The organism is Chryseobacterium sp. HNCC26DJ240 (genome assembly GCF_057180485.1).
In genome coordinates this window covers 188,373-215,069 of record NZ_JBXUGK010000003.1, presented here as the reverse complement: position 1 = coordinate 215,069, position 26,697 = coordinate 188,373, and the positions used below count along the sequence as shown (strand labels likewise).

Genomic DNA, 26,697 nt, shown 5'->3' with positions numbered 1-26,697 from the left:
AAATTTAATATTATTTTCCTGCCCCTTGGCTGATGAAGTATTCAGCTTCAGATTTGCCCCAGTTTGGATCTAAAGAAGTTTTAGGTTTAAATGAATTGTATTTTTCCAAAGCTGCCTTGAAAAGCTCAATTCCTTTGGTCTGGCTTCCGCCGTACTGCGCCGGAGTAAAATACATATCTTCAGCTTTTATCAACGTCACTCTCGGGTTTTGAGGGTTTAAACTCTCTGCTTTTTTCAGCGTCTCATCAGCTTTCATACCGAATGTCATGTATCTTTCCATCGGGTTAACAACCATTTTCAGAGAATAAATCATCTTCTGAAGCAGATAAATTTCAGAATTATTGGCGTCGGCAGCCATGGCAAGATCTACATATTTCTGAGCGGTATCGGCCACTGCATCCAGCTGATCCATTTTTCCTTCACGCATCAGAGTTCTTCCTTTCTGAATCTGAGCAAAGGCAGCGTAGTAGTTTGGCAGCCATTTCCCTTTTTCTTTCTCTGCAATTCTTACGAAATCATTTGATAAAGCATGAAGCTCATCCGGAGTTTTTGAGGTTTCGATTTTGGCAATTTTATCAGCCATTGCTTTTTCGTAAGTGGTTTGTGCAAAAGTCGTTAAGCTTATTAAACTTAAAGCAAAAGTTAAAATTAGTTTTTTCATGATTGTAAAATTTTTAAAGTTAAATATAATTGATTTTTTTAAAGATTGTTGTTGATGGCATCCTGCGTTTTATCGACTCCGAAACTGATGAACATTCCTACGAAAACAAAGGTGTTCACAGGTGGAACGACGGCTGATCTGAAATTTCCGTTGGACGAAAAATTGTATCCGTAGATATTATTTCTCCCCAAAACATTGGAAATACTTAAAACAAAAATGGTAAACGCTTTCGAATCTTTTTTCCCGAGGTTCGGCAGATAATTGAAACTTAAATTAAGCGAACTGAAATCCTTTAAAATCCCTTCGTTTCTGATAATATTTTCGCCGTTGCTGCTTACAATATCATAATACGGGCGGCCTTTGGCATAATTAAAAGATAAATTGGTTCCGAATTTCAGCTTTGGGAAAAACCTTTTGGCTACTAAAGCAACGGTGTGTTCCGAAGCGAAATTTGGTCTTAAACTCATCGGATAATTCAGAAAATCTCTTTTCGAATCTAAAAACGAATAGCTCACCCAGTAATCGATATTTTCGAAAGTCTTTTTGTCTCTGAAAAAGAACTCTAAACCTTTGGCAAAACCATTTCCGTTGTTGTTTACGGCAGTCTGCACCGGCTGATATTGGCCCTGAATATTGAAAGCATTCTGAACTTTTATCAAATCATCATAGTTTTTGTAGAAAGCTTCAAATCTCAGACTTCTTCCTTCCACATTGCCCTGAAGCTGGAAAATATAATGCTGCGACTGCTGAAAACCGAGTTTTGCCGAAGAATTGATGTATCTGCTTTCAGGATTTTGATAGAAGATTCCGTAAGCGAGGGAAGTCGTCCAGTCTTTTGCAAGTCGGTACGCTAACGCAACTCTGGGAGAAAAATTGCCGGCCTTTAGAAAAGAAGAATATTCTCCTCTCGCTCCGATTTTGGCTGAAAAACGGTTGCTGAAACCTAAATCTGTTTCCACAAAAGCAGAAGAAATGAGGTCTGAATAATTTTTATTAATATCGAGCACGGAAAGTTCCTCGTTAGCATGATTCAATTCAAAACCACCTCGCACAGCACTGATTCTGTTGATTTTTCTTTCTAAAACTGCCTTAAAGTTCAGATAATTTCCGTCATTCAATACTCTGGTTTCATCTGACTGTACAGATTCCTTTTCTGTAGCAAACCGAAGGTCTGAACGGTTGAATGAATAAGATGTTCCTAAATTTAAAAGATATCTTCCGAATTTCTGACGGTAAGAAAGGTTCTGAAAAGTGTTTTTTCCTTTTAAATTCACCAAAGAATTGTCGTAGTCAGATTCAAGGCTGGGCATTTTCACGCCCATGATATCGGTGCTGAACATTCCGTAATATTTCAGAAAGCCACCGGACTTTGTTTTAATTCTAAAATTGGCGTCTCCATTAAAACCACTCGGAGGTTCGTGAAAATTGGTGTTAAAATTAAATACTTCCTGCATCAGTTTTAAGTTGGAATAGCCTGCACTCGCCCCAAAAGAATGGGTTTTCTCATCATTTACTCTCTGAAATGAAGCGTTTAAGAAAATCGGAGCCACACCAAAATCGTAAGAAGACTGCTCCGGAAGATCCACACTTTCCAGCATCAAAGCTCCAGAAAGTGCCTGTCCGTACAAAGCCGAATAACCACCACTTGAAAATATATTTCCTTTAAAAAGTGAAGTATTGAAGCGGTCCCGTCCTGCAATTCCCGGAACCGAGTTTGAAAAATAATTGTTGATTAAGCTTCCGTCCATAAAAATTTTAGCTTCAGAACCCGTACCGCCACGAATGAAAAGGCCTTCTGTTTCACCAACTTTCTGTACACCCGGAAGATAATTTAAAGCTGATGAAATCTGTCCGTCTGCTCCTGCGGTTGTATAAATATCCAGTGGAGTAAGCAGTGCCGTTGCCCTGTTTTTGTCGCTCGCCTCAATCGAGCCTGCGGTGATGACCACGGCATCGATCTCGCTCACTTGTTCCTTCATATCAACTGAAAGTTCAATGTTTTGATTTTCGATCTGAAAAGACTTTTCAGTCTCGATGTATTTTGGATGTGAAAACTGAAGGATATGACTTCCTTTTTCAGAGGTCTCAAAAGAGAAATTTCCGTTGCTGTCGCTTGTTGTGCCATCGTAAGTATCTTTCAGCGTAATGTTCACCTGCGAAATCCCTTTGTTTTTGTAGCTTACCTTTCCCGAAATTTTAATCTGAGATGTTGCGGTAGCAAAAATCAGATTTAAACTTAAAATAAGGATGCGAAGGCTGAAAGTTTTCATTGGCTAATAATTTGATGTAAAAATACACAGTTCATCAAAAGCCTTCAATTAAATTATGCTGAACGGTCATTTTTAAACTCCGAACGGTAATTTGATTTGTCCTGAGACTTTTATCGTTTTAGATTTTTTTCATTTTCAAATTATTCAACACTATAAAATATTAATAAAATGAATTTAAAAACAATTACATTATTGGGAGGTTTTGCCCTGTTTACCGTGTCTTGCGGCGCTAGTAAAACATACGACATTATGCCAAAGAGCGACACTAAAACTGCCGGAACCGTAAGTTTTACCGAATCAGGCGGAGAGGTAACAATGAAAATTAAAGCCAAAAATCTTACACCCGGAATTCACGCAGTTCACCTTCACGAAAAAGCAGACTGCTCTGCAGCTGATGCCACATCGACCGGCGGACACTGGAATCCCTCAAAAATGGATCACGGAAGATGGGGCGGCGAGCATTTTCACATGGGAGATATTGGAAATCTTACAGCCGATGCCAATGGAAATGCTGAACTTACCTTTAAAACCGATAAGTGGTGTCTCGACTGTGTAGATGAATCTAAAAACATTCTCGGAAAAGGAATGATTATTCACGCCGCGGCGGACGATTTCCAGACTCAGCCAACGGGAAATGCTGGTGGCAGAGTAGGATGTGTGGAGATTAAATAATGAACGTCATTGCGAGGAACGAAGAAATCTCTTCAACATTGTAAGCTTGTTCAACAGATTGCTTCGTCGTTCCTCCTCGCAATGACAAAGTCCTGTTAAGAATTATCAAATAAATAATGCCGGTTGATTGTAACCGGCATTTATTTTAGTTTTCTGTAATCAATCCCAATTCTCCGTAATGTTTTTTAAACTTCTGAATTTTGGGACCGACCACTGCGCTGCAGTAAGGTTGCGTAGGATTTTCACTGTAATATCCCTGATGATACTGTTCGGCAGGCCAGAATTTTTCGAGAGGTGAAAGTTCTGTAACGTAGGTTCCTTTCCATCTTCCAGACTCTTTAGAAACTTCGATTGCCTTTTCAGCTTTAGCTTTTTCAGCGTCGTCCTTATAGTAAATCACCGAGCGGTACTGGGTTCCGATGTCGTTGCCCTGTCTGTTGAGCTGCGTAGGGTCGTGAAGGAAGAAAAATACATCCATCAACTGCTCATATGAAATTACATGCGGGTCGTAGGTAAGCTGTACCACTTCAGCATGACCGGTTTGTCCGGTGCAGACCTCTTCGTAAGTCGGGTTGTCTTTATGGCCACCCGAATATCCTGAAACTGCGGATTCCACACCTTTCAGCATGTTGAAACAGCTTTCAACACACCAGAAGCATCCTCCGCCAAACGTTATTTGTTCAAATTGATTATCCATTTTTTATTGAATCTTATTTAATTTTAAAAATGCTTTTAAAAGCCTATCAAAATTAGGAAAAATCTTGCCAAAAGGAATGTGTTTGAGGTATGATTCGGTAAATAATTAAGATTTAAAATGACCATTAGAAAAAATGAGACGTGTAAACTAAAGAATTCAGACGTGTAACTTAGGAGATTTAGACGTGTAAATTAATAAGTTTAGACGTGTGAATTTTAGAGGTTTTAATTTAAATCAAAATTCATGCGGGTGAGTTCAGAAATTCATGCGGATGAATTGAGTAAATCATGCGGATGAATTGGAAGATTGGTGCGGGTGAATTTAGGAATTAATTTGCATGAGTTCGAAAATGCTCCATAGGAGCGATATCTGTGTAGAAAAAATAATCTGTTCGGATGGCGCGTTCCGTAGGAACGCTATCTCTTTTCATTCGATTCATTTGAATTTAAACAAAAAAAAAGCATCCCCGAAAGAATGCTTATATGATTTAAATTTATTTAAAATTATTTCTCCCAAACCAATGCGCTTGCACCTAAAATAGCGGCATCAGCTTCATCCAGTTCAGAGAAAACCAATCTCACTTTATTTCTGAAAATTGGAAGAAGATTTCTTTCCATGTGAAGTTTTGCAGGTTTTAAAATAAAATCTCCTGCCTTAATTACTCCGCCAAACAGCAAAATAGCTTCAGGTGAAGAGAACATGACAAAATTTGCTAATGCTTCACCTAATTTCTGACCCGTATATCTGAAAACTTCTACAGCAACAGGATCTCCTTTCAAAGCGCACTCGTGTACTGTTTTAGAATTAATGGTTTCTTCAGGATATTGATTCAGCATGGAATCCGGAAATTCAGCACGCATTTTCTTGGCTGTGATAGCAATTCCGGTAGCTGATGCGTAAGATTCGAGACTGCCTTCGGAGCCTGTACTCCAGTGTTTTCTGCCACCAGGTTTTACGATAGTGTGACCCAATTCTCCGGCAAAACCGTCGTGACCGTAGATTAAATGTCCGCCGGAAACAATTCCGCTTCCTACGCCGGTTCCGAGGGTAATCATGATGAAATCTCTCATGCCTCTTGCGGCACCGTACATCATTTCACCAAGCGCTGCTGCGTTGGCATCATTGGTCATTTTGCAGGGCTTACCAAATTTTTCGGTCATTAAGTCTGCAAACTGAATCACGCCTTTCCATGGAAGATTGGGAGCAAGCTCGATAGTTCCTCTGTAGTAATTTGCGTTGGGAGCGCCTACACCGATACCTTCAATTCCTGCCTCACAATATTCTTCAATCAAAGGTTGAATTTGTTCGTAAAGTGCATCCACAAACTCTTCAGGTGTGCTGTACTGGTCGGTTGACAGGGAACCTTTGGTTAAAATCTGGCCTCTGTGATTTACAAGACCAAATTTAGTATTGGTTCCACCGATATCGATACCTAATGCAACCTGTTTTGACAAATCTACTACTGACATTTTCTTATTGTATAATTTCGAGGCAATAAATTTATAAAAAAGATTGTATTAATAATCAGTAAACCTGATTTATTTAAATTCTTTACATCGCTTTTCTGGTCTTCTTTCTTCGTCCCCACCAGATTAAAAAACCTGTCACTGGCAATGAAGCACAGATTAAACTCACAATAAATGCAATAATTTTCGTCGGTAAACCTAAGATGGAACCTACGTGGATATCGTAATTGGCAGCCACAGTTTTTTCACCAAAGTTCTTGTCTTCGTGATTGTAGGTGTGTAATAATTCACCTGAGTTTTCATCAAAAATCAGACTGCTGTTTTTGTGGTAAGAGTAGGAGAGATGCTTTACAAAAACCGAAAAATTCGGGTGCTCGTGATCATCCATGTGAGGATGTCCGAGATCTATTGCGAATCCATAAGACTCTGGATATTTTGCATGAACTGTCGAAATGACTTTGTCTAAAGTAGTTTCGTTTCTCATCTCGATCGGTGCCTTTGTAGTGATGTGAGAGAAATCTGGGTACACGGTATTTCCGCCTGAGAAAATGAAGTAAATAGCTGCCTGAACCACAAAGAAGGAATAAAATAAACCTGTAATCGAGAAAATCAGAGCAAAAATTGAAGCGTAGAAACCTAAGACGTTATGCAGATCGTAGTTTTTTCTTTTCCAGCTTTTGATGTTTTTCCATTTGAATGAGAATCTCTGTTTTCTGGCGGCTTTGTTTTTTGGCCACCAAAGGATAATCCCTGAAATCAACATGATTACAAAGATGATTACGGGAATTCCTACAACATATTTTCCCCAGTCCTGCTTCAGTAAAAAGCTCCAGTGAATAGTTTTTACAATCTGAAAAAAGCCGTTTTTCTCGTCAAATACTTCCAGTACTTTCCCTGTGTAAGGATTGACGTAAGCTGATTTGTAGATCGGAAATTCATCAAAATAATGCCATGCCTCGGTGTTGTGCTCGTACCAATAGAACTGATAAGACATTTTTTTATCGACAGGAATATTGACCCAATGGATTTTGTATTTTTCTTTTACCTGCTCATCAACCATTTTCTCTAAAACACGAATAGGCAATACCTGCTTTTGAGCAATATTCTGTTCATTGTGATAAATGACTTCTTTCCTCGTAAAATTCTCTACTTCATCTTTAAAGACAAACAGAGTTCCGGTGATAGAGACGATAAAAATAATAAGCCCAACCGACATTCCCAGCCAGAGATGCATCTTGCCAGTCCATTTTTTGAATGCGGAAGGTTTCTTTTTATGGTGGTGTTTTTTTCTCATGAATCAATACGTGGGGCAAAGATAATATTTTCAATTCTTATTTAGATTAAATACAATTAATGAATTGAATTGATTTAAACTAAAACAAATCTGCCAAACTACAATTGCAATTTGGCAGAGGTTTGATGTATTGAGTTTAATTAAAATTTATAGTTCAAGCTTAAAGAAAGCGTTCTTAATCTCTGAGGAGTTACTGTAGACCAGCCTGAGAAATATTTCTTGTTTGCGATGTTGTCTAATTTTAAAATAATACTGTATCGCTCTTCTGTAAATGATACTGAAGAATTCATTATGATATAACTTGGTAACGGGAAAGCTCCGATATCACCTCTGTTTAAAGTATAAAATCTGCTTGCTGAATTACCACCAAAACCAATTCCGAAGTTTTTCAAAGAACCTTCCTGTATTTTATATGTTCCCCAGAAGTTAACAAGATTTTTAGGTCCTGAATCTTCTGTTCTGTTCCCAGGATATCCCTGGTCACCTTTAACTACATTACTGTCGTTATAGCTGTACCCAGCGATAAGGTTCATTCCAGGAATCGGACTACCCAATACGCTTACTTCAAAACCTTTACTGTCAACTTCACCTCCCTGATTAACATCAAGGCCATTGCCCATTACCTTGTTTTTCACATTAATGCTATAGTAACTGGCTGTAATTGAGAATTTATCTCCTGCCAGGTTGGCTTTTGTGCCGACTTCCCATTGATTGGCGTGTTCAGGATCGAAGTAACGAAGTTCACTGCTTAAAACATTTCCAAGATTGTCTGTTACCTGTATTGTAGAAGGATCAACATTTCTGAATCCGTTCATATAGTTACCAAATACAGAAACTTTGTCTGGAATTGGCTGATAAACCAAACCTAATTTAGGAGAAAAAGTTGTCTGACCCTTTGTATCATCAGTGGCGTATGCACTTGCTCTTCCTGTAAAATGATCCATTCTAAGGCTTAGCATTGCGGATAGGTTGGGCAAAATGTTCACGACATCCGAAACATAAGCGCTGTAAATTTTTGCTTCAGCGTGACCAAGTGCCTGTCCGGCATTTCTTAATTCGTAATCTACTGCTGATTTTGTTAGCAAGGTAGATTTTGTATCCGTTTGATTTTTAATATCGACCACTCCATAGCCGATCCAACCTGTTCCTCCCTGAATAAAATCTCTTTGGAAATAATCTAAACCTACGAGTAATTTGTTTTTAACATTTCCAAAATTAAAATCCCCTACAAAGTTCTGCTGAATTCCTGTAGTATTGGTTTCTCCACCAACATTGGCGATAAATCTTGTGAAATCTTTCCCATTGGACTGATCATAAAGATAATGGTAATAACCGTCTGTCTTAGAATTGCTCCTTGAGAAGATGGTCTTCGAAGTCCAGTTGTCTGAAATCTTGTAATTTGCGGATGCCTGAAGGTTGAAGGTATTATTATTAATTGTTAAATCATCACTCGTGTACGAGTTCTTGTAATTTTGTTTGAAGACATCAATAGAATTGTAAGTAAGCGGGAGATTTCTGTTTAAGAAAATCATCGGCGCATTGGCAGATTCGCTCTTTTTTATTTCTGTATTAACGTAAAATGTAAGCTTGTCGCTTGCAACAAATTTAAGCGATGGAGCAATATAAAATGATTCGCTGAAGCCGGCATCCTGAAAAGTGTTTTGTTTTTGGTAAGCAGCATTTACTCTGGCAAACAGATTTTTGCTGAGCGGCGCATTGACATCTGCTGAAACTCTGTTTAGACCATAACTTCCGTTGATGTAGTTTACTTCTCCACCAAAGTGTTGGTAAGGTTTTTTTGTAATGACATTGATTAATCCACCATAAGAAATTACGCTTCCACCGTATAATGTTCCCGAAGGTCCTTTTATAGCCTCAATGGTTTCAATTCCGGCAGGATCTAATGTTCCGTTTGTTAATGAAGGCATGCCGTTAGTTAATGATGGTTGAAGTGAAAAACCTCTCATCGTGTAGTACTCACCACCATCATTTCCTCTTCCAGTAGATTCCCATAATCTCGTAATACCCGTAACATTTTTTAGTGCGTCATTGAAGTTGGTAACAACTTGTTCTTTAATTACGTTTTTGTTAACGATATTGTAAACCTGAGGGTTTTCAATTTCTTTTAAAGGCATTTTGTTTACAGATTCTCTGTCTCTGGTAATGTAACCTTGTACAACAACCTCATTTATATCATTTGATTTTATAGAGTCTCTCTCCTGCGCAAAAGCAAATACTGTTGCTAACAACGAAGCGGAAATTAATAGCTTATTCATGTATACCTAATTTTCTGCAAATATATTCTTTTTAATTATTCTAAATAAATCTTAAAATTGATATTTGTCATATTTAAATCACATTTAATATTCAATAAATAACAAAAAAACCGTCTCAAAAGAAACGGTTTTTGTATAAAATGAAATTTATTCTCTTATGCAGGAATTTCTCCTTTATATAAGAATGAGATAATTTCTTTGTTTAATTTATCGATCATTTCGCTGAACAAGTGAAAAGATTCCTGCTTATAGATTACCAACGGATCTTTCTGCTCGTAAACAGCTCCCTGAGAAGATTTTCTCAGATCATCCATTTCACGAAGGTGAAGTTTCCAGTTTTCATCGATGATGGAAAGAGTGATATTCTTTTCAAAATCGTTGATCATGGTTTCACATTTAGAATCGTAAGCTTCCTTAAGATCGGTAACGATAGTCATTGTTTTGATACCATCTGTGAACGGAACCTGAATCATTTTAAACATAGAACCCTGATTCTGGAATACATTTTCAATGATCGGGAAAGATTTTTCTTTCAACAGATTCAGTTTCATGTTGTAATCTTCCTGAGCTGCAGTGAATAGAGTGTTCGTAAGATCAGCAACCGTTTTCGATTTGAAATCATCCTCAGAAACAGGAGATTCCATGGTGAAAGTTTTGATGATTTCGTACTCAAATTCTTTATAACTTCCTGTCGCTTTTCCTTTCGCAACGATAGAATTGGCAACATCGAAAATCATATTCGTAATGTCATACTTCAGGTGATCACCGAACAACGCATTCTTTCTTCTCTTATAGATTACGTCACGCTGTTTGTTCATTACATCATCGTACTCAAGAAGTCTTTTTCTTGTTCCGAAGTTGTTTTCTTCTACTTTTTTCTGAGCTCTTTCGATAGATTTTGAAATCATGGAATGCTGAATTACTTCACCTTCCTTGTGACCCATTCTGTCCATCATTTTAGCAATTCTCTCAGAACCGAACAAACGCATCAGGTTGTCTTCCAAAGAGACATAGAACTGCGAACTTCCAGGATCTCCCTGACGTCCCGCTCTACCTCTTAGCTGTCTGTCAACACGTCTTGAATCATGTCTTTCAGTACCGATAATTGCCAAACCGCCGGATTCTTTTACTTCTTTTGAAAGTTTAATATCCGTTCCACGACCTGCCATGTTCGTTGCAATTGTTACAACTCCCGGCTGACCTGCTCCTGCCACGATTTCTGCTTCTTTCTTGTGAAGCTTCGCATTCAGAACCTGATGTGGAATTTTTCTTAACTGAAGCGCCTTTGAAAGCAACTGAGAAATTTCTACCGAAGTCGTACCAACCAAAACGGGTCTTCCGGCAGCGGTTAATTGCTCAACTTCTTCTATAACAGCGTTATATTTTTCTCTGTTGGTTTTGAAAACCAAATCCTGTTTATCATTTCTGAGAATCTGACGGTTGGTAGGAATTACTACAACGTCTAATTTATAAATCTGCCAAAGCTCGCCAGCTTCTGTTTCAGCTGTACCCGTCATCCCTGCAAGTTTGTTGTACATACGGAAATAATTCTGAAGGGTTACGGTTGCAAAAGTCTGTGTAGCAGCTTCGATTTTTACATTTTCTTTAGCTTCAATCGCCTGGTGTAAACCGTCTGAATAACGACGGCCTTCCATGATACGACCGGTCTGTTCGTCAACGATTTTTACTTCACCGTCGATTACAACATACTCATCATCTTTTTCGAATAATGTGTAAGCTTTAAGCAACTGGCTCATGGTGTGAACTCTTTCAGATTTCTCGGCGAAGTCTGCGAAAAGTCTTTCTTTAGCTTCAAATTCTTCTTCTTTAGATAAATTTTTAGCTTCAACCTCTGCTATTTCTGTCCCAATATCCGGAAGAACAAAGAAATTGTTATCCTCATTCCCTTGAGACATGTATTCTACACCTTTGTCTGTAAGGTCTACCTGATTGTTTTTCTCTTCAATTACGAAGTAAAGATCTTTATCTACAGTAGGCATCTCACGGTTGTTGTCTGCCATGTATTGAGCCTCGGTTTTCTGAAGCAATGCACGGTTTCCGCTTTCTGATAAGAATTTGATTAATTGTCTGCTTTTCGGAAGACCTCTGTAAGCCTGTAGTAATTTGAAACCACCTTCTTTAGTATTTCCTCCGGCAATTAATTTTTTAGCTTCATTAAATAAAGCTGAAACTGTTTTTTTCTGAACTTCAACAATTCTGTCGATAGAAGGTTTCAGAACATCAAATTCCTGTCTGTCGCCCTGAGGAACCGGACCTGAAATAATCAAAGGTGTTCTTGCATCATCCACCAAAACTGAATCTACCTCATCCACAATGGCAAAGTTTAATTCTCTCTGAACCAATTCTGTAGGAGAACTTACCATGTTGTCTCTCAAATAATCGAAACCAAATTCGTTATTGGTTCCGTAGGTAATATCTGAATTGTATGCTTTTCTTCTTCCGTCTGAATTCGGCTGGTGATTATCAATACAGTCGATAGACATACCGTGGAACTGGTACAAAGGTCCCATCCACGCGGAGTCACGTTTTGCCAAATAATCATTTACGGTTACAACGTGTACACCTCTCTCTGGAAGAGCGTTAAGGAAGATAGGAAGTGTTCCTACCAAAGTTTTACCTTCACCGGTTGCCATTTCGGCAATTTTACCGCTGTGTAGAATTACCCCACCGATAAACTGCACGTCATAATGCACCATATCCCAGTTTACGGGAGTTCCGGCAGCATCCCAATGGTTTTTCCAAACCGCCTGATTGCCTTGTATTTCCACGAAATCTTTTCCTAAAGAAGCCAGCTGTCTGTCCCAGTCTGTAGCGGTCACACGGATTTCTCCGTTCTGAGCCCATCTTCTGGCAGTTTCTTTTACTACTGCAAAAACTTCCGGAAGAATCTGCAGAAGCACTTTCTCTTCAATTTCGTAAGATTCTTTCTTTAGAGTATCAATTTTTGAGAATAGAGCTTCCTTTTCGTCAACGTTTGTTGAGTTTTTGATCAGCTCTTTTGTTTCTTCAACCTGAGCAGTAATTTTGCTGGTTGCAGATTTGATATTTTCTTTAAACTCGGCCGTTTTACCTCTTAAACCATCATCAGACAATTGCTGAATTTCAGGTTCAACAGCTTTGATTTTTGTTACAACTTTTTTTACTTCCTTTAGGTCCTGCGCTTTCTTGTCTCCCAAAAACCCTTTAAGAACTTTGTTTAAAAAACTCATTTATTTAGCTTTTAGCAAATAGCTTATGGCTAATTGCGTTAGTAATTATATAAAAAAGCCAATGACAGAAGCCATCAGCTGTTGCTATCTTAATATTCGTCTTCGTTCCAAAGGTAATCCTCGTCTGTAGGATAATCGCTCCAGATCTCGTCAATGGCATCATAAACTTCACCTTCATCTTCGATAGCCTGAAGATTTTCTACCACCTCCATTGGTGCACCGGTTCTGATTGCGTAGTCGATCAATTCTGCCTTTGTCATCGGCCAAGGTGCGTCACTTAAATAAGATGCTAATTCTAATGTCCAGTACATAATATTTTAATTTTTTGCAAAAGTATAAAATTAGGTTATATTATAGCCTTTTTTATACTTGATTTTCAATTCTTTTTGTTAAATATTTATGAACAGCCGTAAAAATACTGATATACTTTGTCAGCTATTCTGTTCTCGATTTCTCAAAAACCATTCCACGAAAATTTTTATGCCATTTTGGAAGTTTACGGCAGGTTTATAAGCCAATAATATGGTTGCTTTGGCAATATCTGCATTGGTTTTTGTGACATCACCTGCCTGCATTGGCAGATTTTTTCTGTTTGCTGTCTGTCCCAAAGCATTTTCTAAAGTAGAAACCATTTCATTAAGAGTAATGACTTCGTTTTCTCCTAAATTAATGATTTCGTAGACTTTATTGTTCTTATCTAAATAATCTGCAGAACCAATAATTCCGTGGATGATGTCGTCAATAAAAGTATAATCCCGTGCGGTAGATCCGTCGCCGTAGAAGGGTATTTCTTTATTTTCGGAAATAAGTTTTGTGAATTTGTGAATTGCAAGATCCGGACGTTGTCTCGGGCCGTAAACAGTGAAAAATCTGAGGTGAATCATGTCGATTCCGTAAAGACTGTGATACACATTTCCTAAAATTTCAACGGCTCTTTTTGTGGCAGCGTAGGGCGAAATCGGCTGGTCTACAGCATCGCTTTCAGAAAAAGGAGTTTTTTCATTATTTCCATAAATGCTGGATGATGATGCGCAGACAAATTTTTTAATTCCAAAATCTCTTGCCAATTCCCAAAGGTGCATTGTTCCTCTAATATTTACTTCTTCGTAATCTAATGGTCTTTCGATAGAAGGTCTCACTCCGGCAAGGGCAGCGAGATGGATAATCATATCGATTTGATGTTTTTTGAAAATATTTTCTAAACCATTTTTATCCCGAATGTCAACATTATAAAGTGTAAAATTCTCAGATTTTGTCTTATCAATAAGGACTTCAATATCTTTAAACCTATCATTGAATTCAAATGAATTATTCAGACCAACAGATTCTAAAGTATTGCGGATTTTAATTTTATAATCATAGAAATCATCAAAATTATCGATGCTGATGACAGAATGTCCGTTTTTCAACAAATTTTCAATTAAGTGAGAACCGATAAATCCGCTTCCGCCGGTAATGAGATAGGTCATCTGGGTTTTTTAGTAGCACAAAAATATAAATTTAAGATTTTCTTTTGTTCAATAAATGAATAATATTCGTTAAAATTGAAAAAAGAAATGGGAGATGACCAAAACCGTTCATGATATTGTTTCCTGTTTTTTGTACTTTTACTTTTAAATTAAAAAAATAATGAAATTTCAGGGGCAAATTTTAAAAATGACGAGTTTTGATGCTCAACCCATTCAATATTATCTCAATCTTTCTGGAGATTTGATTCACATGAATGAAATTATTGGAAAAGAAATTTCTATTAAACATACAGGATTTCAGTGTGTAAATTGTAATTTAGATAAAACAATTTACAGAATGGGTTTTTGCAAAAGCTGCTTTTTTGAAAGTCCTTATGCAAGTGATACCATTATTCGTCCCGAGCTTTCTACAGCACATTTGGGAATTGCCGAAAGAGATATTGAAGTCGAAAAACAAATTCAGCTGCAGCCACATACCGTTTATCTTTCTTATACGGGAGATGTGAAAGTAGGTGTTACCAGAAATACGCAAATTCCGACACGATGGATTGATCAGGGAGCAACATTTGCGCTTCCGATTGCCAGAACCGAAAACCGCTACGAAGCAGGAATGATTGAAGTTGCTCTGAAAGATCATCTTCCAGACAAAACCAACTGGAGAAAAATGCTTCAGGATGATTTTGAGGGCGAAATTGACCTTGCAGATTTTCAGCAGAAAATAAAGGAATATTTCCCTTCGGACTTCCAGAAATTTTATTCTGAAGGTGAAGATCTTTGGAAATTCGACTATCCTTTTGAAAAGCCTGAGAAAGTAAACTCATTTACTTTAGATAAAAAACCAGAGTTTTCAGCTGTTTTAAATGGAATTAAAGGACAGTATTTAAGCTTCGAGGGTGGAAATTTTATGAATGTAAGGGGACATGAAGGGTATGTGATTGAATTAGAGATGAGTTGAGGTGAGACTTGAAATTTTGTTGGTCTGATTTTAGCAAAGACTTTTGTTTATCTCAAATAACATTCTTAACTAAAACCTTATACCATGAAAAAACCCTGGGTCAAAAAGCTTTTCCTTTTTTTGGGAATTTTCTTCGGACTGATTTTGATTGCCAATTTTGCAATTAATATCTGGCTTAAAACCCAGCTTCCAAATTATATTAAAAACAATACAGCCTACAAAGTTTCTTACAAAAAACTTGAAGTAGATTTAGGTTCGGGAAATATTTTTGCTTCAAATATTAAAGTAGAATCAAAAAATCCCAATGATACACAATTGCTTGGTCTTCAGGGTACGATTGATACTTTGAAAATCAGCCGTTTTGGGATTTTTGATGCGGTTTTTAATAAAAAAATCAGTTCTACAGATGTATTTTTGGCGAGACCTAATTTAAATATAACTCTTGCTGATGCCGTCGATAAAAAAACGGGAAAGAAAAAAAATCCGGTTTCTTTTGAAAATATCAGAATTACAAATGGTAAAATCACGGTTTTTAAACCTACAAAAGAAAAATTCGTCAGTGCTCAGAATCTTGATTTGATTGTTGAAAATCTTCAGACGAGCGAAGAAATTGTAGATGATCAATTGCCTGTTGTTTTTGATAGCTACAGTCTTAGTGGAGAAAATTTCTTCTTTCAGCCCAACAAAATCTATCAACTGACGATTGCAAAAATTGTTACCAAAAACGGACAGATGTCTGTTGATAATTTCTTTCTGAAACCCTTGTTGAGTTTTGACGACTTTAAAAAGAATTTCCCCAAAGAAAAGCAACTTTTTCAGTTCACAATTCCGAAAATGAATTTTTCGAATATTGTTTTGAAGAAAAACAAAGTTTCCCTAAGCAATGCTCAGTTTGTAAATCCTCAATTTTTAGTTTATACCAACAATGCTGTTCCTCAGAAAAAGGAAAAAAAGCCTTTCAATTTTGAGATTGATCTCAATAAAATCAATTTCACAAACGCTTCGGCTCAAATAGTAAAGCCTGACGGAGGCAATCTTTTGTTAGCCAAAAAGCTTAATCTCAATGTTGATAATTTTGTTTTTAATAAAGAAACTTCGCAAGAGACAATTCCGGTGCATTATAAAGATTTTAAGCTTGCCGGAGAAGATATTCTTTTGGCAACAAATGATCAGATTCACTTTAAAAATATCTTTATCAATCCAAAAAAAGGAGTTTTCAATCAGATTTCACTTACAAATGCTCAAACTCAATCAGATTTAAAGGTCAATCAAATTGCTTTTAATATCAATCACTGGAAAATTGAGGATAAAAAACTGAATTTAGATGTAAAAGATGTTTTAATCGACAAAATTTCGGGAGTTTATAAGCCTGCAAACGTTGAAAAAGTAAAGAAAAAAGCAAATTATGCAGGAATTCAATTTCCAATAATCATCAGAAATATTAATCTTAAAAATTCAGATTTTACTTTAGATGAAAATAATCAACCATTAGCGTTTAAGCAACTTAATGCTCAGATCAATGACCTTGAAATTTCTCCTAAAACAGATCAATCTGGATTGGCTTTTAAAGTGAAAGATTATAATCTATCAACAGCAGACTTTTCTTATAAAACTAAATTTTATCTGATGACGGTCGGGAATTTGAATTTAGCTAAAAACAAAGCAGTCATCAATAATTTTGCAACGAAGCCGTTGGTTTCGAGAGCTCAGTTTATCAAAATGATTCCGGTGGAAAGTGATTTGTATGATCTTAAATTTGCCCAGATTTCAGCCAATGGAAATTGGGATTTCTTTTCAGAAAATAAATCGATTCATGCCAATTCGGTTACTATTTCAAATGCCAATGCCAATATTTTCAGAAGTAAAGTTCCGGCAGATGATCCGAAAATAAAGCCGCTGTATTCTAAAATGTTGAGGTCAATCAAAATCCCAATGTTTATCGATCATTTTTATCTGAAAAACTCTTATCTGGAATACGAAGAAGACACTAAAAAGAGCGACGGACCGGGCAAACTGACCTTCAGCAATTTCAATATGCATGTTCAGAATCTGAATTCTGCCAAAATGAAAGGCAAGCCAACGGAAGTAAAAATAAAAATAGACTGCTCGTTCCTCAACGCATCGCCCCTTTCTGTCAACTGGAGTTTCAATACGGCAGACCAAAGCGACCGTTTCAGCATATCGGGTCGTGCAACGGGAGTTCCTGCAACATCGCTCAACGCCTTTATTGTTCCTTATATGAATGTTTCGGCGACGGGAACAATTCAGGAAATGCTTTTCGATTTTAATGGAAACCCGAAAGGTTTGGGCGGAAGTTTTAAACTAAAGCATCAGGATTTAAAAATTGCTCTTTTGGATAAACAAACCAAAGAAAAGAAAGGGCTTCTGAGTGCTGTGGCGAATGTTTTCATCAAAAGTACATCAGACAAATTCCCTGAATCTGTCGAAGTGGAAGGTGTGGAGCGTGACCCGACAAAATCGTTTTTCAATATGTTCTGGAAAGGAATTGAAGATGGTCTGAAAAAAACACTTATCGGCGAAACTTTGACTAAAACTACAGAAACAGTAAAAGATGTCACAAAATCTGTAAATGAAGATGTAAAATCTCAGCCGAAAAAAAAAGAGCCTCAGAAGAAAAAAGGCTTTATGAAAGGTGTTTTTAAGAAAAAAGAAAAATCCGAAACCAAGTAATCAGTTTCGGATTGGTTCATAAAGTTTATTATTAGTCCAGATTGTACTCTTCGCTTTCTTCAACCGGAATATCTCTTAAAAATTCATCGAATTTGTGTCCTGGATAATTGCTTTCTGCTCCATAGGAATCTAAAATAAAGCCGATGTTTTGTTCGTGGTCTTTCACTACATAAAGCACAGCGCTGTCTGCGGGGTTGCTGTCACCTTCAAAACGGTAGGTTCTTAAAATGGTGAGGTTCACCGGTTCGTATGTTCTTTCAGAATTATCCAGTTTCATGTTTCCTTCCTCATCCATTCTGTATTCTCTGTGAATTCCTCTCTGGGCAAGTCTGGTCATTACCTGACTGAGTGTTGTCATTTGATCACCTGTTTCTCTGTTTTCCATAATACTATTTTTAGTTTCAAACTACAATTATCAAACCACAAAATCCTGACACAAAAATGTGTTCTTTAACAAAATTTATTATTGTCACGATTTCAAAAGGTACATTATTTGCTTTCGTCTAAAACAAAAAATTTCATAATATGAAAAAAGAAGCAGGAATTTTACTTGCAGGAGGAATAGGCCTTCTGGCTGCATTAAGTTTTATTGGAATCAAAAAAATCTTGGAAAAAAAGCAAAAAAGATACAATGATTATTATGGCGATTATCACAGACATCACGACAGGGTAGATGCCGAAGATGAGCATGGAGTCGAGTATTTTGCTATGAAATAACAAACCGCAGAAGTAGTATACAATTATATTTGTCTTACAATTTCCGGCATTTCCAAAATTTTTGGTGTGCCGGATTTTTTTGCGGAAAACTTTAGTCTTAAAACTCATTACTTTAGAATATTTCGGTTCTAATTTTACAAAACAAAATGAAAGAAGAGAACATCATAAAAGGTCAGGGAGCACAACGAAACGTCAACAACCGTTTCGACAGATATACTTTTGAACCGGATGATGAGGATCTTGAAAACCTTAAAACCACTTTCACAGAAATCTTTCCCAAAACCATCGTTAATCTGGTAAAAAGTGCAGATTTACCTATGGAATATTCCATGAATCCTTATCAGGGCTGTGAGCACGGATGCTCTTACTGTTTTGCAAGACCTACTCATGAATATTGGGGTTACAGTGCTGGAGTTGATTTTGAAAGAAAAATCATGGTCAAGAAAAATGCACCAGAGCTTTTGGAGAAATTTTTCAAAAAAAGAGGCTACAGACCAGAGCCAATTTTACTTTCGGGAAATACCGACTGTTACCAACCTGCAGAACGGCAGTTTGAGATTACCAGAAAACTGCTTCAGGTTTGTTTGGATTATAGACATCCTGTAAATGTTTTAACTAAAAATGCTTTGGTTTTAAGAGATTTAGATATTTTAAAACAATTAGCTGAACAAAATTTAGTATCTGTTTCTTTAAGTATTCCCACCATCAACGAAGAATTACGTCGAAAGATGGAGCCGAGAACCAGTTCGGCAAAAAACAAGCTGAAAGCTGTAGAAATTCTATCTCAAAGCGGCATTCCGACTCACGTGATGGTCGCACCAATTATTCCCGGATTGAACAGTGATGAACCATTAGGTATTTTGAAAGCAATTTCTGATGCAGGAGCTCAAAGTTTCGGCTATACTTTGGTAAGATTAAATGATTCGGTAGAACCGGTTTTTGTGAAGTGGATTGAATCTGCCTTTCCCGACAGAGCACAAAAAGTTTTAAATTTAATTAAATCTATGCGTGGCGGAAAATTAGGAGATAAAAGAATGTTTGACCGGCACAAAGGCGAAGGAAATATTGCAGAAATGATTCACAACACCTTTAAAATTGGAAGAAAGAAGTTTTTTGACGGAAAGGAGTTTCCGAAACTTTCGACTGATGGTTTTACCGGAACGAGAGAGCAGCAGCTGAGGTTGTTCTAAAATTAACGAACATTAACTCTTTTTTCGTTGACTTATTAATGGTGAAAATGTAGTTTTGCTTTAAATATTAAACATGAAAAAGATAATTCAAATTACTCCTTTCAGTGTCTTTATTTACTTCTTAATACTTGGTTTTCCGCTTTTTGCTAATGCTCAAAATATGACGGTTCATTATGAGTTTATTGATGATAGTTTTGGAGAAAACGACCCCAAAAGTGTAGAAAGAGAATACAGATTAGATATTTTGGGGAATAAATCTTTGTTTAGAACAGAGTCTCGAAGAAAATCTGACTCTCTTCAAAACCAGGGTCAATATGGGAATGGTTATAGAGTTAATATCAATCAGGAACTTTATTTTGTCAAAGATTTTTCAACGCAAAAGTTTAGTAAACACTTCACATTTTCTATTGGAAGAGATAAATTTTTTATCACCGATTTTAAAGAGCTTCAATGGAAAATTTCAGATGAAACACAAAAAATCGGAATTTATACCTGTCAAAAAGCAGAGGTAGATTTTAGCGGTAGACATTGGATTGCCTGGTTTTGTAAAGAAATAGCAATTTCCGAAGGGCCGTATTATTTCCACGGGCTTCCTGGTTTGATTTTAAAAATGGAAGACGATCAAAGCAATTTTTCGTTTACAGTAACAAAAATTGAAGAGATGAAAACAAAAGATTTGTTTGAGCGGGATTTAGGAAAAGAACTCTCTTGGGAACAATACAAGAAGATTTTGCGTAGTTTTTACGAAGATCCGATGTTTTCTTTAAAAGCAATGGGACAAAAAGTCTATACTGATAATGGAAATGGAGGCACAAAAGAAGTGGATTATAGGGAAATGACCAAAGGTGTTCAGAAAAATCTAGCAAAACACAATAACCCAATAGAATTAGACCAAAAAGTAGAATTCAGATGAAAAGATTTTTTTTAATTATAACGTTTATGAGCATTGTGCTTACTGCGCAGAATTATCAGTTTTTATATGATTATAGCTTTGCTAAAGACAGTTTAAATATGTCTGAAGTAGAAAGTGAAATTATGTCACTTATGGTTAAACCAGAGAAGAAACAGTCTTTATTTGCGGGTTTAAAGAAGGTGAAATCAGATTCTACAATGGTTGCCGATGCAAGTAGAGGGATTTATTCTTTTCCTGACCCAACTTTGAAAGTGAGGGAAGTCGTAGAAAAAAATCATGAAAAAACGTTCTTCTATACCGCAAACCATATGCCTGAAAAAGTGTATAAAGTTGAAGATTCAAGACCCATGAATTGGAAAGTAACTGAAGAAAAAAAGAAAGTAGGAGAGTATATGGCTCAGAAAGCAACCGTTGCTTTTGGAGGAAGGATTTGGGAAGCTTGGTTTACAACAGATATTCCAATTTCGGAGGGCCCTTATAAATTTCATGGATTACCAGGATTGATTATCGAAATGGCAGACGAAAGCAAAGCTCATGTTTATAAATTAATTTCAGTCTCAAAAAAAAGCGATTTTTATGATTTTATGAATGAGTACGATTATCAAAATACGGTAAAATTAAATGTCGAAAAATATAATAAAATGCAGATAGAATACCGTAAAAATCCTATGGCGGGTTTTATGCAAAAGATTGCAGCGGGTGAAATGATTTTTCGTAGTGAAGAAGATAAAAGAGAAACTATAAAAAAGACTAAAGAATATTTAGAAAACAAAGTGCGTAAAGAAAATAATCCAATAGAAAAATTCTAGGTTTAAAACCATTTTAAAATAGAAAAAACCGCTCCAAAAGAGCGGTTTTTTCTATTTTTTTATCAATCCCAGTTCAATTAATCTTTCGTGTAAAAATTCTCCGGCGGTTGTATCCTCATACAGCTTAGGATTGTTTTCATCTACACAGTTTTCTAAAGCATTCAGCGACATTTCACTCACCGGATGCATAAAGAAAGGGATGGAATATCTTGAAGTTCCCCACAATTCTCTTGGTGGATTTACCACTCTGTGAATCGTAGATTTCAGTTTGTTGTTGGTGTGTCTTGACAGCATGTCTCCAACGTTGATCATCAGTTCGTCCGGTTCGGCAATGGCATCGATCCATTCGCCTTTATGGTTTTGAACCTGAAGTCCTTTTCCCTGAGAACCCATCAAAAGAGTGATGAGGTTGATGTCTCCGTGAGCAGCTGCTCTTACCGCATCATCCGGCTCCTGAGTAATTGGCGGATAATGAATAGGTCTTAAAATAGAATTACCTTCCGCAATTTTGTCGTCAAAATAAAACTCGTCAAGACCAAGATATAAAGCGAGGGCTCTCAAAACATATTTTCCGGTTTTTTCAAGCATTTGGTAGGCTTCTTTGCCTACTTCATTGAATTTTGGAAGCTCATCTACAATTACGTTGTCAGGATATTCGCTTTTGTACTTAGAGTCATCCGAAACGTATTGTCCGAAATGCCAAAACTCTTTCAGATCACCTTTTTTAAAGCCTTTTGCAGTTTCTTTTCCGAAACCTACATAGCCACGCTGTCCGCCGATGCCGGGGATTTCATACTTTTGTTTTGTTTCTGTGGGAAGTTCAAAGAAGTTTTTCACTTCTCCATAAAGATTGTCTACGAGTTGATCATCAAGGAAATGTCCTTTTAAGGCGACAAAACCAATTTCTTCGTAAGCTTTTCCGATTTCATTTACAAATTTCTGTTTGCGTTCCGGGTTGTCCGAAAGGAAATCACGCAGGTCTACACTAGGTATTTTATCCATTTTATAGAAATTTTACGTGGGGCTAATTTACAGAATTTAGATTATATTGATTAGATTTAAATCTTTAAATTTAGAAGATTAAGTCCTTGTTTTTTGCATGTGAATTTATATAATGTTAATCTAATTTATTATATGATGATTAGAATTGAAATCATGTTTCTTTATACAATCAAGTTGCTTGATCAAATGTTTATTAGATATGAGTTTACTAAATGCTCATCAGGAGCAATAATGTTGGATATTTGGTATAAAGAGAAATTTTATGTCATTCAATTTGAAGATTTTATAGGGGTTTCTGAGATTATTGATGATAATATTAGTTTTGATACAAAACCTGATGAGAAGTTTTTTGATGAAAGTCTATATAAGCTAAAATTGAAAAATATTTTTAATTTAATGATAAATTAGACTTATTCTACATATCTACTGATAATTAATCCCACAAATTCAATTATAAAATATTATGATTCTTGAATTTTCCAGACCTCTCATAGCCATTCTTCTGCTTTGCTTTATCGTAGCCTATAAGTATCTTTGCCGAAAAGAACTGCTCATCAATTTTATTTTAGATTTTATTGTGGGTGCAGTGATTCTTCTTATGGCAGAAGCCTATTTTACAGAACAAATGAAGAATTTTGGAGGTCACGGAAGTTCTTTGCTTTTTATCATTGATTTTTTTGGATTTGCAATACTTTATATTGTTTCAACCGCGGTCTTATACTTGAAAAAATCAAAAATCAACGGATTTATTGTTCCGGTAGTTATATTTGGATTATACATCATTGAGTTTTTTCTCCACTCTGAATGGTCTGCAGACTTTTGGAAAAGTTTTCTGCTTGCCATCTTTATCGCATTTTTCCCTATCTATTTTTTTAATTATTTCAGAGTTATATACTGGTATTTTAATCCTGAAAGAAAATAAAACTCATCCCGAATCATTTTATAATTAAATTTTTAAAGATTAAATTTGTTTTTTGAAATCGCAGTTTAACATCTTACCTAAATTTAGAAAGAGCTAAAGCGATTACATTGATCTAACAACAGAAATTTTCACATGAAAAAATATTCTTCTAAACGCAGTGTGCAGATTCTTGCACATCTTCTTCAGCAGTACGGAATTTCAGATATTATTATTTCGCCGGGATCGAGAAACGCTCCTTTGGCGATTCATTTTTCTGAAATCGACAGTTTCAACTGTTTCTCGATTGTTGATGAAAGAAGTGCAGCGTTTGTAGGAATGGGAATGGCGATGAGTGAGAAAAAACCTGTGATAATCACCTGTACAAGTGGTTCTGCTGCTGCTAATTATTATCCTGCGGTAACAGAAGCTTTTTATTCAAATATTCCCTTATTAATTTTAACGGCAGACCGCCCGACGGATTATACCGATATTTTTGATGGACAGACCATTCGCCAGAATAATCTTTTTCATCAGCATTCTTACGGAGATTTTCAGCTGTTGGAAGATTCTAAAGATGATGCGGAAAGCATTAATTCTGAAATCATCAAAAAAGCCATCGAGCTTTGTTTTGAGAAGAAAGGTCCCGTACATATCAATATTCCCTTGGAAGAACCTTTGTACGAGCTTGTTTCTGAATTACCCACTTTTTCTTCTGTAGAACATACCATCCGCCAGAAAGAATATGAAATGCCATCCAATCTCACTGCCGACTGGAATACGTCTCAGCGAATCATGATTTTGGTGGGAACCAGAGATTACAGTGCCGAACTTGAAAATCAACTGACGCAGCTGGTAAAAAATCATACCGTTGTTGTTTTGTGTGAAGCCAATTCCAATCTTTATCATGAAAAGTTCTTTAAACATATCGACAGATACATCACTGGTTTTACAGAAGAGGATTACAGACAATATGCTCCCGATCTTTTGATTACAGTAGGGCAGAATGTGGTTTCAAAAAGGGTAAAACAGTTTTTAAGAAACGCACATCCGAAGCAGCATTGGCATTTGGATGAGGTTTGGCAACCCGACACTTATTTTGCACTGACGCAGAAAATTGAGATTAAACCTGAATTATTCTTTTCAAAACTTTTGAATTTTGCAACATTGGAGCCGAAACCATATTATAATCTTTGGGATGTTTTGAGGGATAAAAAAGATTTAAAACACGAGAAGTTTCTCAATTTGGCTGAGTATTCAGACTTTTATTTTTTCAATAAAGTTTCGCAGAGTATTCCTGAAAATTACAATGTGCATTTCAGTAATTCATCGGCAATTCGATATGCGCAATTGTTTGATTTCGGAAAGAGAAGAATCTACTGCAACCGTGGAACGAGCGGCATCGACGGCAGTACTTCTACAGCAATGGGTTTCGCTATAAAAAATGAAAAACCAACGCTTTTGCTTACCGGAGATCTGAGTTTTATGTACGACATCAATGGTCTTTGGAATCAATATATTCCGCCATTTACAAGAATTATAATCTTTAATAATGGAGAAGGGAATATTTTTAAAATCATTCCGGGACCGGGAAATGCCAATTCAAATACGGTAGACGAATTCATTGCTACAAAACACCACAAAAATGTTGAATTTTTAGCCAAACATTTCGGTTTCGCCTACACAAAAGTGGAAGATGAAATGACGCTTGACCGTGTGATGGATAATTTCTTTAAAGCCGACATCCAGCCTAAAATTCTGGAAGTTGTAACGGCAGGAAAAAGCAATGCTGAGATCTTGAAAACTTATTTTAAATCGTTGTAGTTTTTGAGGTTAAGGTTAAGGTTAAGGTTGAGTCTGAGATTAAGAATTGAAAATTTTAAGTTTTAAAAATCCAAATAATCCTCATTACCAGGTAGATTAACGATTTTATCGATGGGGTAAATAAACATGTCATCAAAGTCATTCAATGCATTAATCAGCTGAAAATGAGAAAATTCTTTGATGTTTTGTAAAGTGATTTCTGTCTCTTTGATTTTCTTTGATTTCAGCAAATGCTGACGCTGAACACCATTTAAAAGATAAGTGCTTGGCGTGAACCAGTCTTTTCCTTTTTTAAATAAAATATTAGAAAAAGAAGTATCTGTGATATGATTGTTTTTTACAATGATAATCTCTTCAGATTTAGATTTCATCTTCATTTTTTCAAGTTCCTTACGGTCTTCAAACTTAAAAGAGTAGTCGTAGCTGTTGTTTTCCACCAACTGAAAACTATGAATCTCAGGAATCGCATACGGAATCATCTGGGTGCGGATCTTTTTGTCTAAATCGTAAACCAGACGAAGTTTGTACAAACCGTCTTCGTCATGCTCCAGATGATTAAAAATCTTTTGCAGGTCGATTGGATCGCTTTTTCCGAAGTGGGAAAAAGTATCGTTAATTCTTTTCTGATGAAGATCGGCAAGAAAAATTTTCTGGTCTTCTACTTTTATGCTTTCAATGAATTGGGACATAGATTTTGTTTTTCATTTCTTCGTACTCGTCTTCTAATTTGCTCATGTGGGTAATTCCGCCACCACTTTTGAAAAAGAGTTTGTTGTTTTCTTTTTCAATAAATCTTATCATCACGCAGCTGTCAAGATTTTCACCGTCAAACCAGCCACAAACTCCGGTGTAATATCCCCGGTCGAAACCTTCTGCTTCCAGAATAATTTCAAGAGTTTTGGGTTTTGGAGCTCCTAAAATTGAGCCAGCAGGAAGAAGTTTCTGGATTATGCTTCCTATTTTGCCTTTAAATTCCGGCTTCAGATTTCCTGAGATTTCTGAACTCATGGCGTAAAGATCTTTCTGTTTGGTTTTCAAAAAATCAATAAACTGAAATTTATCCACTTTCACATCATCAGCTACCATGCTTAAGTCGTTTCTCAGAAGATCGACTACGGTATAATGTTCTGCTTTTTCTTTAGGATCATTTTTCAAAACTTCGGCGGCATTATCTAAAGATGCATCAATAGTGCCTTTCATTGGATAGGTCAGTATTTTGCCGTCAATGATTTTAACGAAAGTTTCAGGAGAAAAAAATACGAAAAAATCTTCAGATAACACTTTGTATTTGGCCTGAGAATGATAAAAAATTTCCTTTAAAGTCAGATTGGTTTCAATCTCTGTTTTTCGGGTGTAATTGGTTAAGTATGAGTTGCCTAACCGAAGATTGTTTTGTACATGATCAAATCCTTTTTGGAAAGTCTCCATGCTTTCGGGAAAAGATTTTAGTTCTGCTTTTTTATTTAAATCATCTTTAGTATTCGTGTTTGAATAGGATTGAAAATCAATTAGTAAACCTGAATTATTAAGTTCGCTTTCAGTATAAACCAAAACATTTTCACATAGAAAATCGGTCATGAAGAAAAACGGAACTTTCTTTTGTGAAAGTTCATCCATTCTTTTAAAATTTGGATGATTTGCCAAAAACATTCCGCAAAAGTAG

General features: G+C 36.3%; 23 protein-coding genes. 10 read left to right on the top strand and 13 right to left on the bottom strand.

Going from position 1 to position 26,697, the window contains the following annotated elements; translation table 11 throughout:
* Window positions 1-10: 10 nt before the first annotated feature.
* Both AC2A1G_RS07070 and AC2A1G_RS07065 read right to left on the bottom strand, forming a co-directional pair.
* Window positions 11-661: a hypothetical protein gene (locus tag AC2A1G_RS07070; RefSeq protein WP_484046220.1), complete on the bottom strand. Its 651-nt coding sequence runs from the start codon at window positions 659-661 to the stop codon at window positions 11-13.
* 38 nt (window positions 662-699) lie between these two features.
* Window positions 700-2,931 carry a TonB-dependent receptor gene (locus AC2A1G_RS07065; RefSeq protein ID WP_484046219.1) on the bottom strand — a complete coding sequence of 744 codons (2,232 nt, stop codon included), beginning with the start codon at window positions 2,929-2,931 and terminating at the stop codon, window positions 700-702.
* Window positions 2,932-3,099: 168 nt separating this feature from the next.
* Here AC2A1G_RS07065 and AC2A1G_RS07060 point away from each other — a divergent pair, with 168 nt between their 5' ends.
* A complete protein-coding gene (locus AC2A1G_RS07060) occupies window positions 3,100-3,603 on the top strand; it encodes a superoxide dismutase family protein (protein WP_484046218.1) in 504 nt (167 codons plus the stop codon).
* Window positions 3,604-3,748: 145 nt separating this feature from the next.
* Here AC2A1G_RS07060 and msrA read toward each other — a convergent pair whose 3' ends face one another.
* The 7 genes from msrA to AC2A1G_RS07025 form a co-directional block, all read right to left on the bottom strand.
* Window positions 3,749-4,300, bottom strand: coding sequence for a peptide-methionine (S)-S-oxide reductase MsrA (gene msrA / locus AC2A1G_RS07055; protein WP_484046217.1), 552 nt, complete (start codon window positions 4,298-4,300; stop codon window positions 3,749-3,751).
* Between the two features lie 503 nt (window positions 4,301-4,803).
* Entirely contained in the window at window positions 4,804-5,769 is a 966-nt protein-coding gene (locus AC2A1G_RS07050; RefSeq protein WP_484046216.1) for an ROK family protein, read from the bottom strand.
* A gap of 82 nt (window positions 5,770-5,851) precedes the next feature.
* Window positions 5,852-7,060, bottom strand: coding sequence for a PepSY-associated TM helix domain-containing protein (locus tag AC2A1G_RS07045; protein ID WP_484046215.1), 1,209 nt, complete (start codon window positions 7,058-7,060; stop codon window positions 5,852-5,854).
* A 140-nt stretch (window positions 7,061-7,200) separates the two neighbouring features.
* A complete protein-coding gene (locus AC2A1G_RS07040; protein WP_484046214.1) occupies window positions 7,201-9,336 on the bottom strand; it encodes a TonB-dependent siderophore receptor in 2,136 nt (711 codons plus the stop codon).
* Between the two features lie 155 nt (window positions 9,337-9,491).
* Window positions 9,492-12,566 (bottom strand): preprotein translocase subunit SecA, encoded by a 3,075-nt coding sequence (gene secA / locus AC2A1G_RS07035; RefSeq protein ID WP_484046213.1) that lies wholly within the window; start codon window positions 12,564-12,566, stop codon window positions 9,492-9,494.
* Window positions 12,567-12,655: 89 nt separating this feature from the next.
* Window positions 12,656-12,877: a DUF2795 domain-containing protein gene (locus tag AC2A1G_RS07030; RefSeq protein ID WP_034709134.1), complete on the bottom strand. Its 222-nt coding sequence runs from the start codon at window positions 12,875-12,877 to the stop codon at window positions 12,656-12,658.
* 120 nt (window positions 12,878-12,997) lie between these two features.
* On the bottom strand, window positions 12,998-14,035 hold the full coding sequence (locus AC2A1G_RS07025; protein WP_484046212.1) for a GDP-mannose 4,6-dehydratase: 1,038 nt from the start codon (window positions 14,033-14,035) through the stop codon (window positions 12,998-13,000).
* Between the two features lie 160 nt (window positions 14,036-14,195).
* Here AC2A1G_RS07025 and AC2A1G_RS07020 point away from each other — a divergent pair, with 160 nt between their 5' ends.
* Both AC2A1G_RS07020 and AC2A1G_RS07015 read left to right on the top strand, forming a co-directional pair.
* The gene (locus tag AC2A1G_RS07020) at window positions 14,196-14,990 is read left to right on the top strand and encodes a DUF2797 domain-containing protein (RefSeq protein ID WP_484046211.1); all 795 of its coding nucleotides are present in this window, start codon (window positions 14,196-14,198) and stop codon (window positions 14,988-14,990) included.
* Between the two features lie 84 nt (window positions 14,991-15,074).
* Window positions 15,075-17,681, top strand: a complete 2,607-nt coding sequence (locus tag AC2A1G_RS07015; protein WP_484046210.1) for a hypothetical protein — start codon at window positions 15,075-15,077, stop codon at window positions 17,679-17,681.
* 31 nt (window positions 17,682-17,712) lie between these two features.
* Here AC2A1G_RS07015 and AC2A1G_RS07010 read toward each other — a convergent pair whose 3' ends face one another.
* Window positions 17,713-18,066, bottom strand: coding sequence for a hypothetical protein (locus tag AC2A1G_RS07010; RefSeq protein WP_262150315.1), 354 nt, complete (start codon window positions 18,064-18,066; stop codon window positions 17,713-17,715).
* Window positions 18,067-18,206: 140 nt separating this feature from the next.
* On the opposite strand from AC2A1G_RS07010, the gene AC2A1G_RS07005 reads away from it, so the two are divergent.
* The 4 genes from AC2A1G_RS07005 (at window position 18,207) to AC2A1G_RS06990 (ending at window position 21,310) form a co-directional block, all read left to right on the top strand.
* The gene (locus tag AC2A1G_RS07005; RefSeq protein WP_262150317.1) at window positions 18,207-18,398 is read left to right on the top strand and encodes a hypothetical protein; all 192 of its coding nucleotides are present in this window, start codon (window positions 18,207-18,209) and stop codon (window positions 18,396-18,398) included.
* A gap of 146 nt (window positions 18,399-18,544) precedes the next feature.
* Window positions 18,545-19,588, top strand: a complete 1,044-nt coding sequence (locus tag AC2A1G_RS07000) for a PA0069 family radical SAM protein (protein WP_484046209.1) — start codon at window positions 18,545-18,547, stop codon at window positions 19,586-19,588.
* Window positions 19,589-19,661: 73 nt separating this feature from the next.
* The gene (locus tag AC2A1G_RS06995) at window positions 19,662-20,501 is read left to right on the top strand and encodes a GLPGLI family protein (protein ID WP_484046208.1); all 840 of its coding nucleotides are present in this window, start codon (window positions 19,662-19,664) and stop codon (window positions 20,499-20,501) included.
* Window positions 20,498-21,310 carry a GLPGLI family protein gene (locus tag AC2A1G_RS06990; RefSeq protein ID WP_484046207.1) on the top strand — a complete coding sequence of 271 codons (813 nt, stop codon included), beginning with the start codon at window positions 20,498-20,500 and terminating at the stop codon, window positions 21,308-21,310. Before AC2A1G_RS06995 ends, AC2A1G_RS06990 begins: the two co-directional genes overlap by 4 nt.
* Window positions 21,311-21,361: 51 nt before the next feature.
* Here AC2A1G_RS06990 and AC2A1G_RS06985 read toward each other — a convergent pair whose 3' ends face one another.
* Window positions 21,362-22,312 carry an isopenicillin N synthase family dioxygenase gene (locus tag AC2A1G_RS06985; protein ID WP_484046206.1) on the bottom strand — a complete coding sequence of 317 codons (951 nt, stop codon included), beginning with the start codon at window positions 22,310-22,312 and terminating at the stop codon, window positions 21,362-21,364.
* A 135-nt stretch (window positions 22,313-22,447) separates the two neighbouring features.
* Between AC2A1G_RS06985 and AC2A1G_RS06980 the strand changes: the two genes are divergently transcribed.
* The 3 genes from AC2A1G_RS06980 to menD all read left to right on the top strand — a co-directional run bounded on the left by AC2A1G_RS06980 (window position 22,448) and on the right by menD (window position 25,034).
* A complete protein-coding gene (locus tag AC2A1G_RS06980; RefSeq protein ID WP_484046205.1) occupies window positions 22,448-22,720 on the top strand; it encodes a hypothetical protein in 273 nt (90 codons plus the stop codon).
* Between the two features lie 55 nt (window positions 22,721-22,775).
* Entirely contained in the window at window positions 22,776-23,234 is a 459-nt protein-coding gene (locus AC2A1G_RS06975) for a hypothetical protein (protein WP_484046204.1), read from the top strand.
* 132 nt (window positions 23,235-23,366) lie between these two features.
* Window positions 23,367-25,034 (top strand): 2-succinyl-5-enolpyruvyl-6-hydroxy-3-cyclohexene-1-carboxylic-acid synthase, encoded by a 1,668-nt coding sequence (menD, locus tag AC2A1G_RS06970; RefSeq protein ID WP_484046203.1) that lies wholly within the window; start codon window positions 23,367-23,369, stop codon window positions 25,032-25,034.
* 62 nt (window positions 25,035-25,096) lie between these two features.
* Here the strand turns inward: menD and AC2A1G_RS06965 are convergent, their stop codons facing one another.
* The gene (locus tag AC2A1G_RS06965) at window positions 25,097-25,723 is read right to left on the bottom strand and encodes an aminotransferase class IV (RefSeq protein ID WP_484046202.1); all 627 of its coding nucleotides are present in this window, start codon (window positions 25,721-25,723) and stop codon (window positions 25,097-25,099) included.
* Window positions 25,707-26,684 carry an aminodeoxychorismate synthase component I gene (locus AC2A1G_RS06960; protein ID WP_484046201.1) on the bottom strand — a complete coding sequence of 326 codons (978 nt, stop codon included), beginning with the start codon at window positions 26,682-26,684 and terminating at the stop codon, window positions 25,707-25,709. Before AC2A1G_RS06960 ends, AC2A1G_RS06965 begins: the two co-directional genes overlap by 17 nt.
* Window positions 26,685-26,697: the final 13 nt, after the last annotated feature.

Excerpts from the sequence above, each read along its gene's own strand:
- AC2A1G_RS07070 (WP_484046220.1), bottom strand. The coding sequence starts at position 661 with ATGAAAAAACTAATTTTAACTTTTGCTTTAAGTTTAATAAGCTTAACG.
- AC2A1G_RS07065 (WP_484046219.1), bottom strand. The coding sequence starts at position 2,931 with ATGAAAACTTTCAGCCTTCGCATCCTTATTTTAAGTTTAAATCTGATT.
- AC2A1G_RS07060 (WP_484046218.1), top strand. The coding sequence starts at position 3,100 with ATGAATTTAAAAACAATTACATTATTGGGAGGTTTTGCCCTGTTTACC.
- msrA (WP_484046217.1), bottom strand. The coding sequence starts at position 4,300 with ATGGATAATCAATTTGAACAAATAACGTTTGGCGGAGGATGCTTCTGG.
- AC2A1G_RS07050 (WP_484046216.1), bottom strand. The coding sequence starts at position 5,769 with ATGTCAGTAGTAGATTTGTCAAAACAGGTTGCATTAGGTATCGATATC.
- AC2A1G_RS07045 (WP_484046215.1), bottom strand. The coding sequence starts at position 7,060 with ATGAGAAAAAAACACCACCATAAAAAGAAACCTTCCGCATTCAAAAAA.
- AC2A1G_RS07040 (WP_484046214.1), bottom strand. The coding sequence starts at position 9,336 with ATGAATAAGCTATTAATTTCCGCTTCGTTGTTAGCAACAGTATTTGCT.
- secA (WP_484046213.1), bottom strand. The coding sequence starts at position 12,566 with ATGAGTTTTTTAAACAAAGTTCTTAAAGGGTTTTTGGGAGACAAGAAA.
- AC2A1G_RS07030 (WP_034709134.1), bottom strand. The coding sequence starts at position 12,877 with ATGTACTGGACATTAGAATTAGCATCTTATTTAAGTGACGCACCTTGG.
- AC2A1G_RS07025 (WP_484046212.1), bottom strand. The coding sequence starts at position 14,035 with ATGACCTATCTCATTACCGGCGGAAGCGGATTTATCGGTTCTCACTTA.
- AC2A1G_RS07020 (WP_484046211.1), top strand. The coding sequence starts at position 14,196 with ATGAAATTTCAGGGGCAAATTTTAAAAATGACGAGTTTTGATGCTCAA.
- AC2A1G_RS07015 (WP_484046210.1), top strand. The coding sequence starts at position 15,075 with ATGAAAAAACCCTGGGTCAAAAAGCTTTTCCTTTTTTTGGGAATTTTC.
- AC2A1G_RS07010 (WP_262150315.1), bottom strand. The coding sequence starts at position 18,066 with ATGGAAAACAGAGAAACAGGTGATCAAATGACAACACTCAGTCAGGTA.
- AC2A1G_RS07005 (WP_262150317.1), top strand. The coding sequence starts at position 18,207 with ATGAAAAAAGAAGCAGGAATTTTACTTGCAGGAGGAATAGGCCTTCTG.
- AC2A1G_RS07000 (WP_484046209.1), top strand. The coding sequence starts at position 18,545 with ATGAAAGAAGAGAACATCATAAAAGGTCAGGGAGCACAACGAAACGTC.
- AC2A1G_RS06995 (WP_484046208.1), top strand. The coding sequence starts at position 19,662 with ATGAAAAAGATAATTCAAATTACTCCTTTCAGTGTCTTTATTTACTTC.
- AC2A1G_RS06990 (WP_484046207.1), top strand. The coding sequence starts at position 20,498 with ATGAAAAGATTTTTTTTAATTATAACGTTTATGAGCATTGTGCTTACT.
- AC2A1G_RS06985 (WP_484046206.1), bottom strand. The coding sequence starts at position 22,312 with ATGGATAAAATACCTAGTGTAGACCTGCGTGATTTCCTTTCGGACAAC.
- AC2A1G_RS06980 (WP_484046205.1), top strand. The coding sequence starts at position 22,448 with ATGATTAGAATTGAAATCATGTTTCTTTATACAATCAAGTTGCTTGAT.
- AC2A1G_RS06975 (WP_484046204.1), top strand. The coding sequence starts at position 22,776 with ATGATTCTTGAATTTTCCAGACCTCTCATAGCCATTCTTCTGCTTTGC.
- menD (WP_484046203.1), top strand. The coding sequence starts at position 23,367 with ATGAAAAAATATTCTTCTAAACGCAGTGTGCAGATTCTTGCACATCTT.
- AC2A1G_RS06965 (WP_484046202.1), bottom strand. The coding sequence starts at position 25,723 with ATGTCCCAATTCATTGAAAGCATAAAAGTAGAAGACCAGAAAATTTTT.
- AC2A1G_RS06960 (WP_484046201.1), bottom strand. The coding sequence starts at position 26,684 with ATGTTTTTGGCAAATCATCCAAATTTTAAAAGAATGGATGAACTTTCA.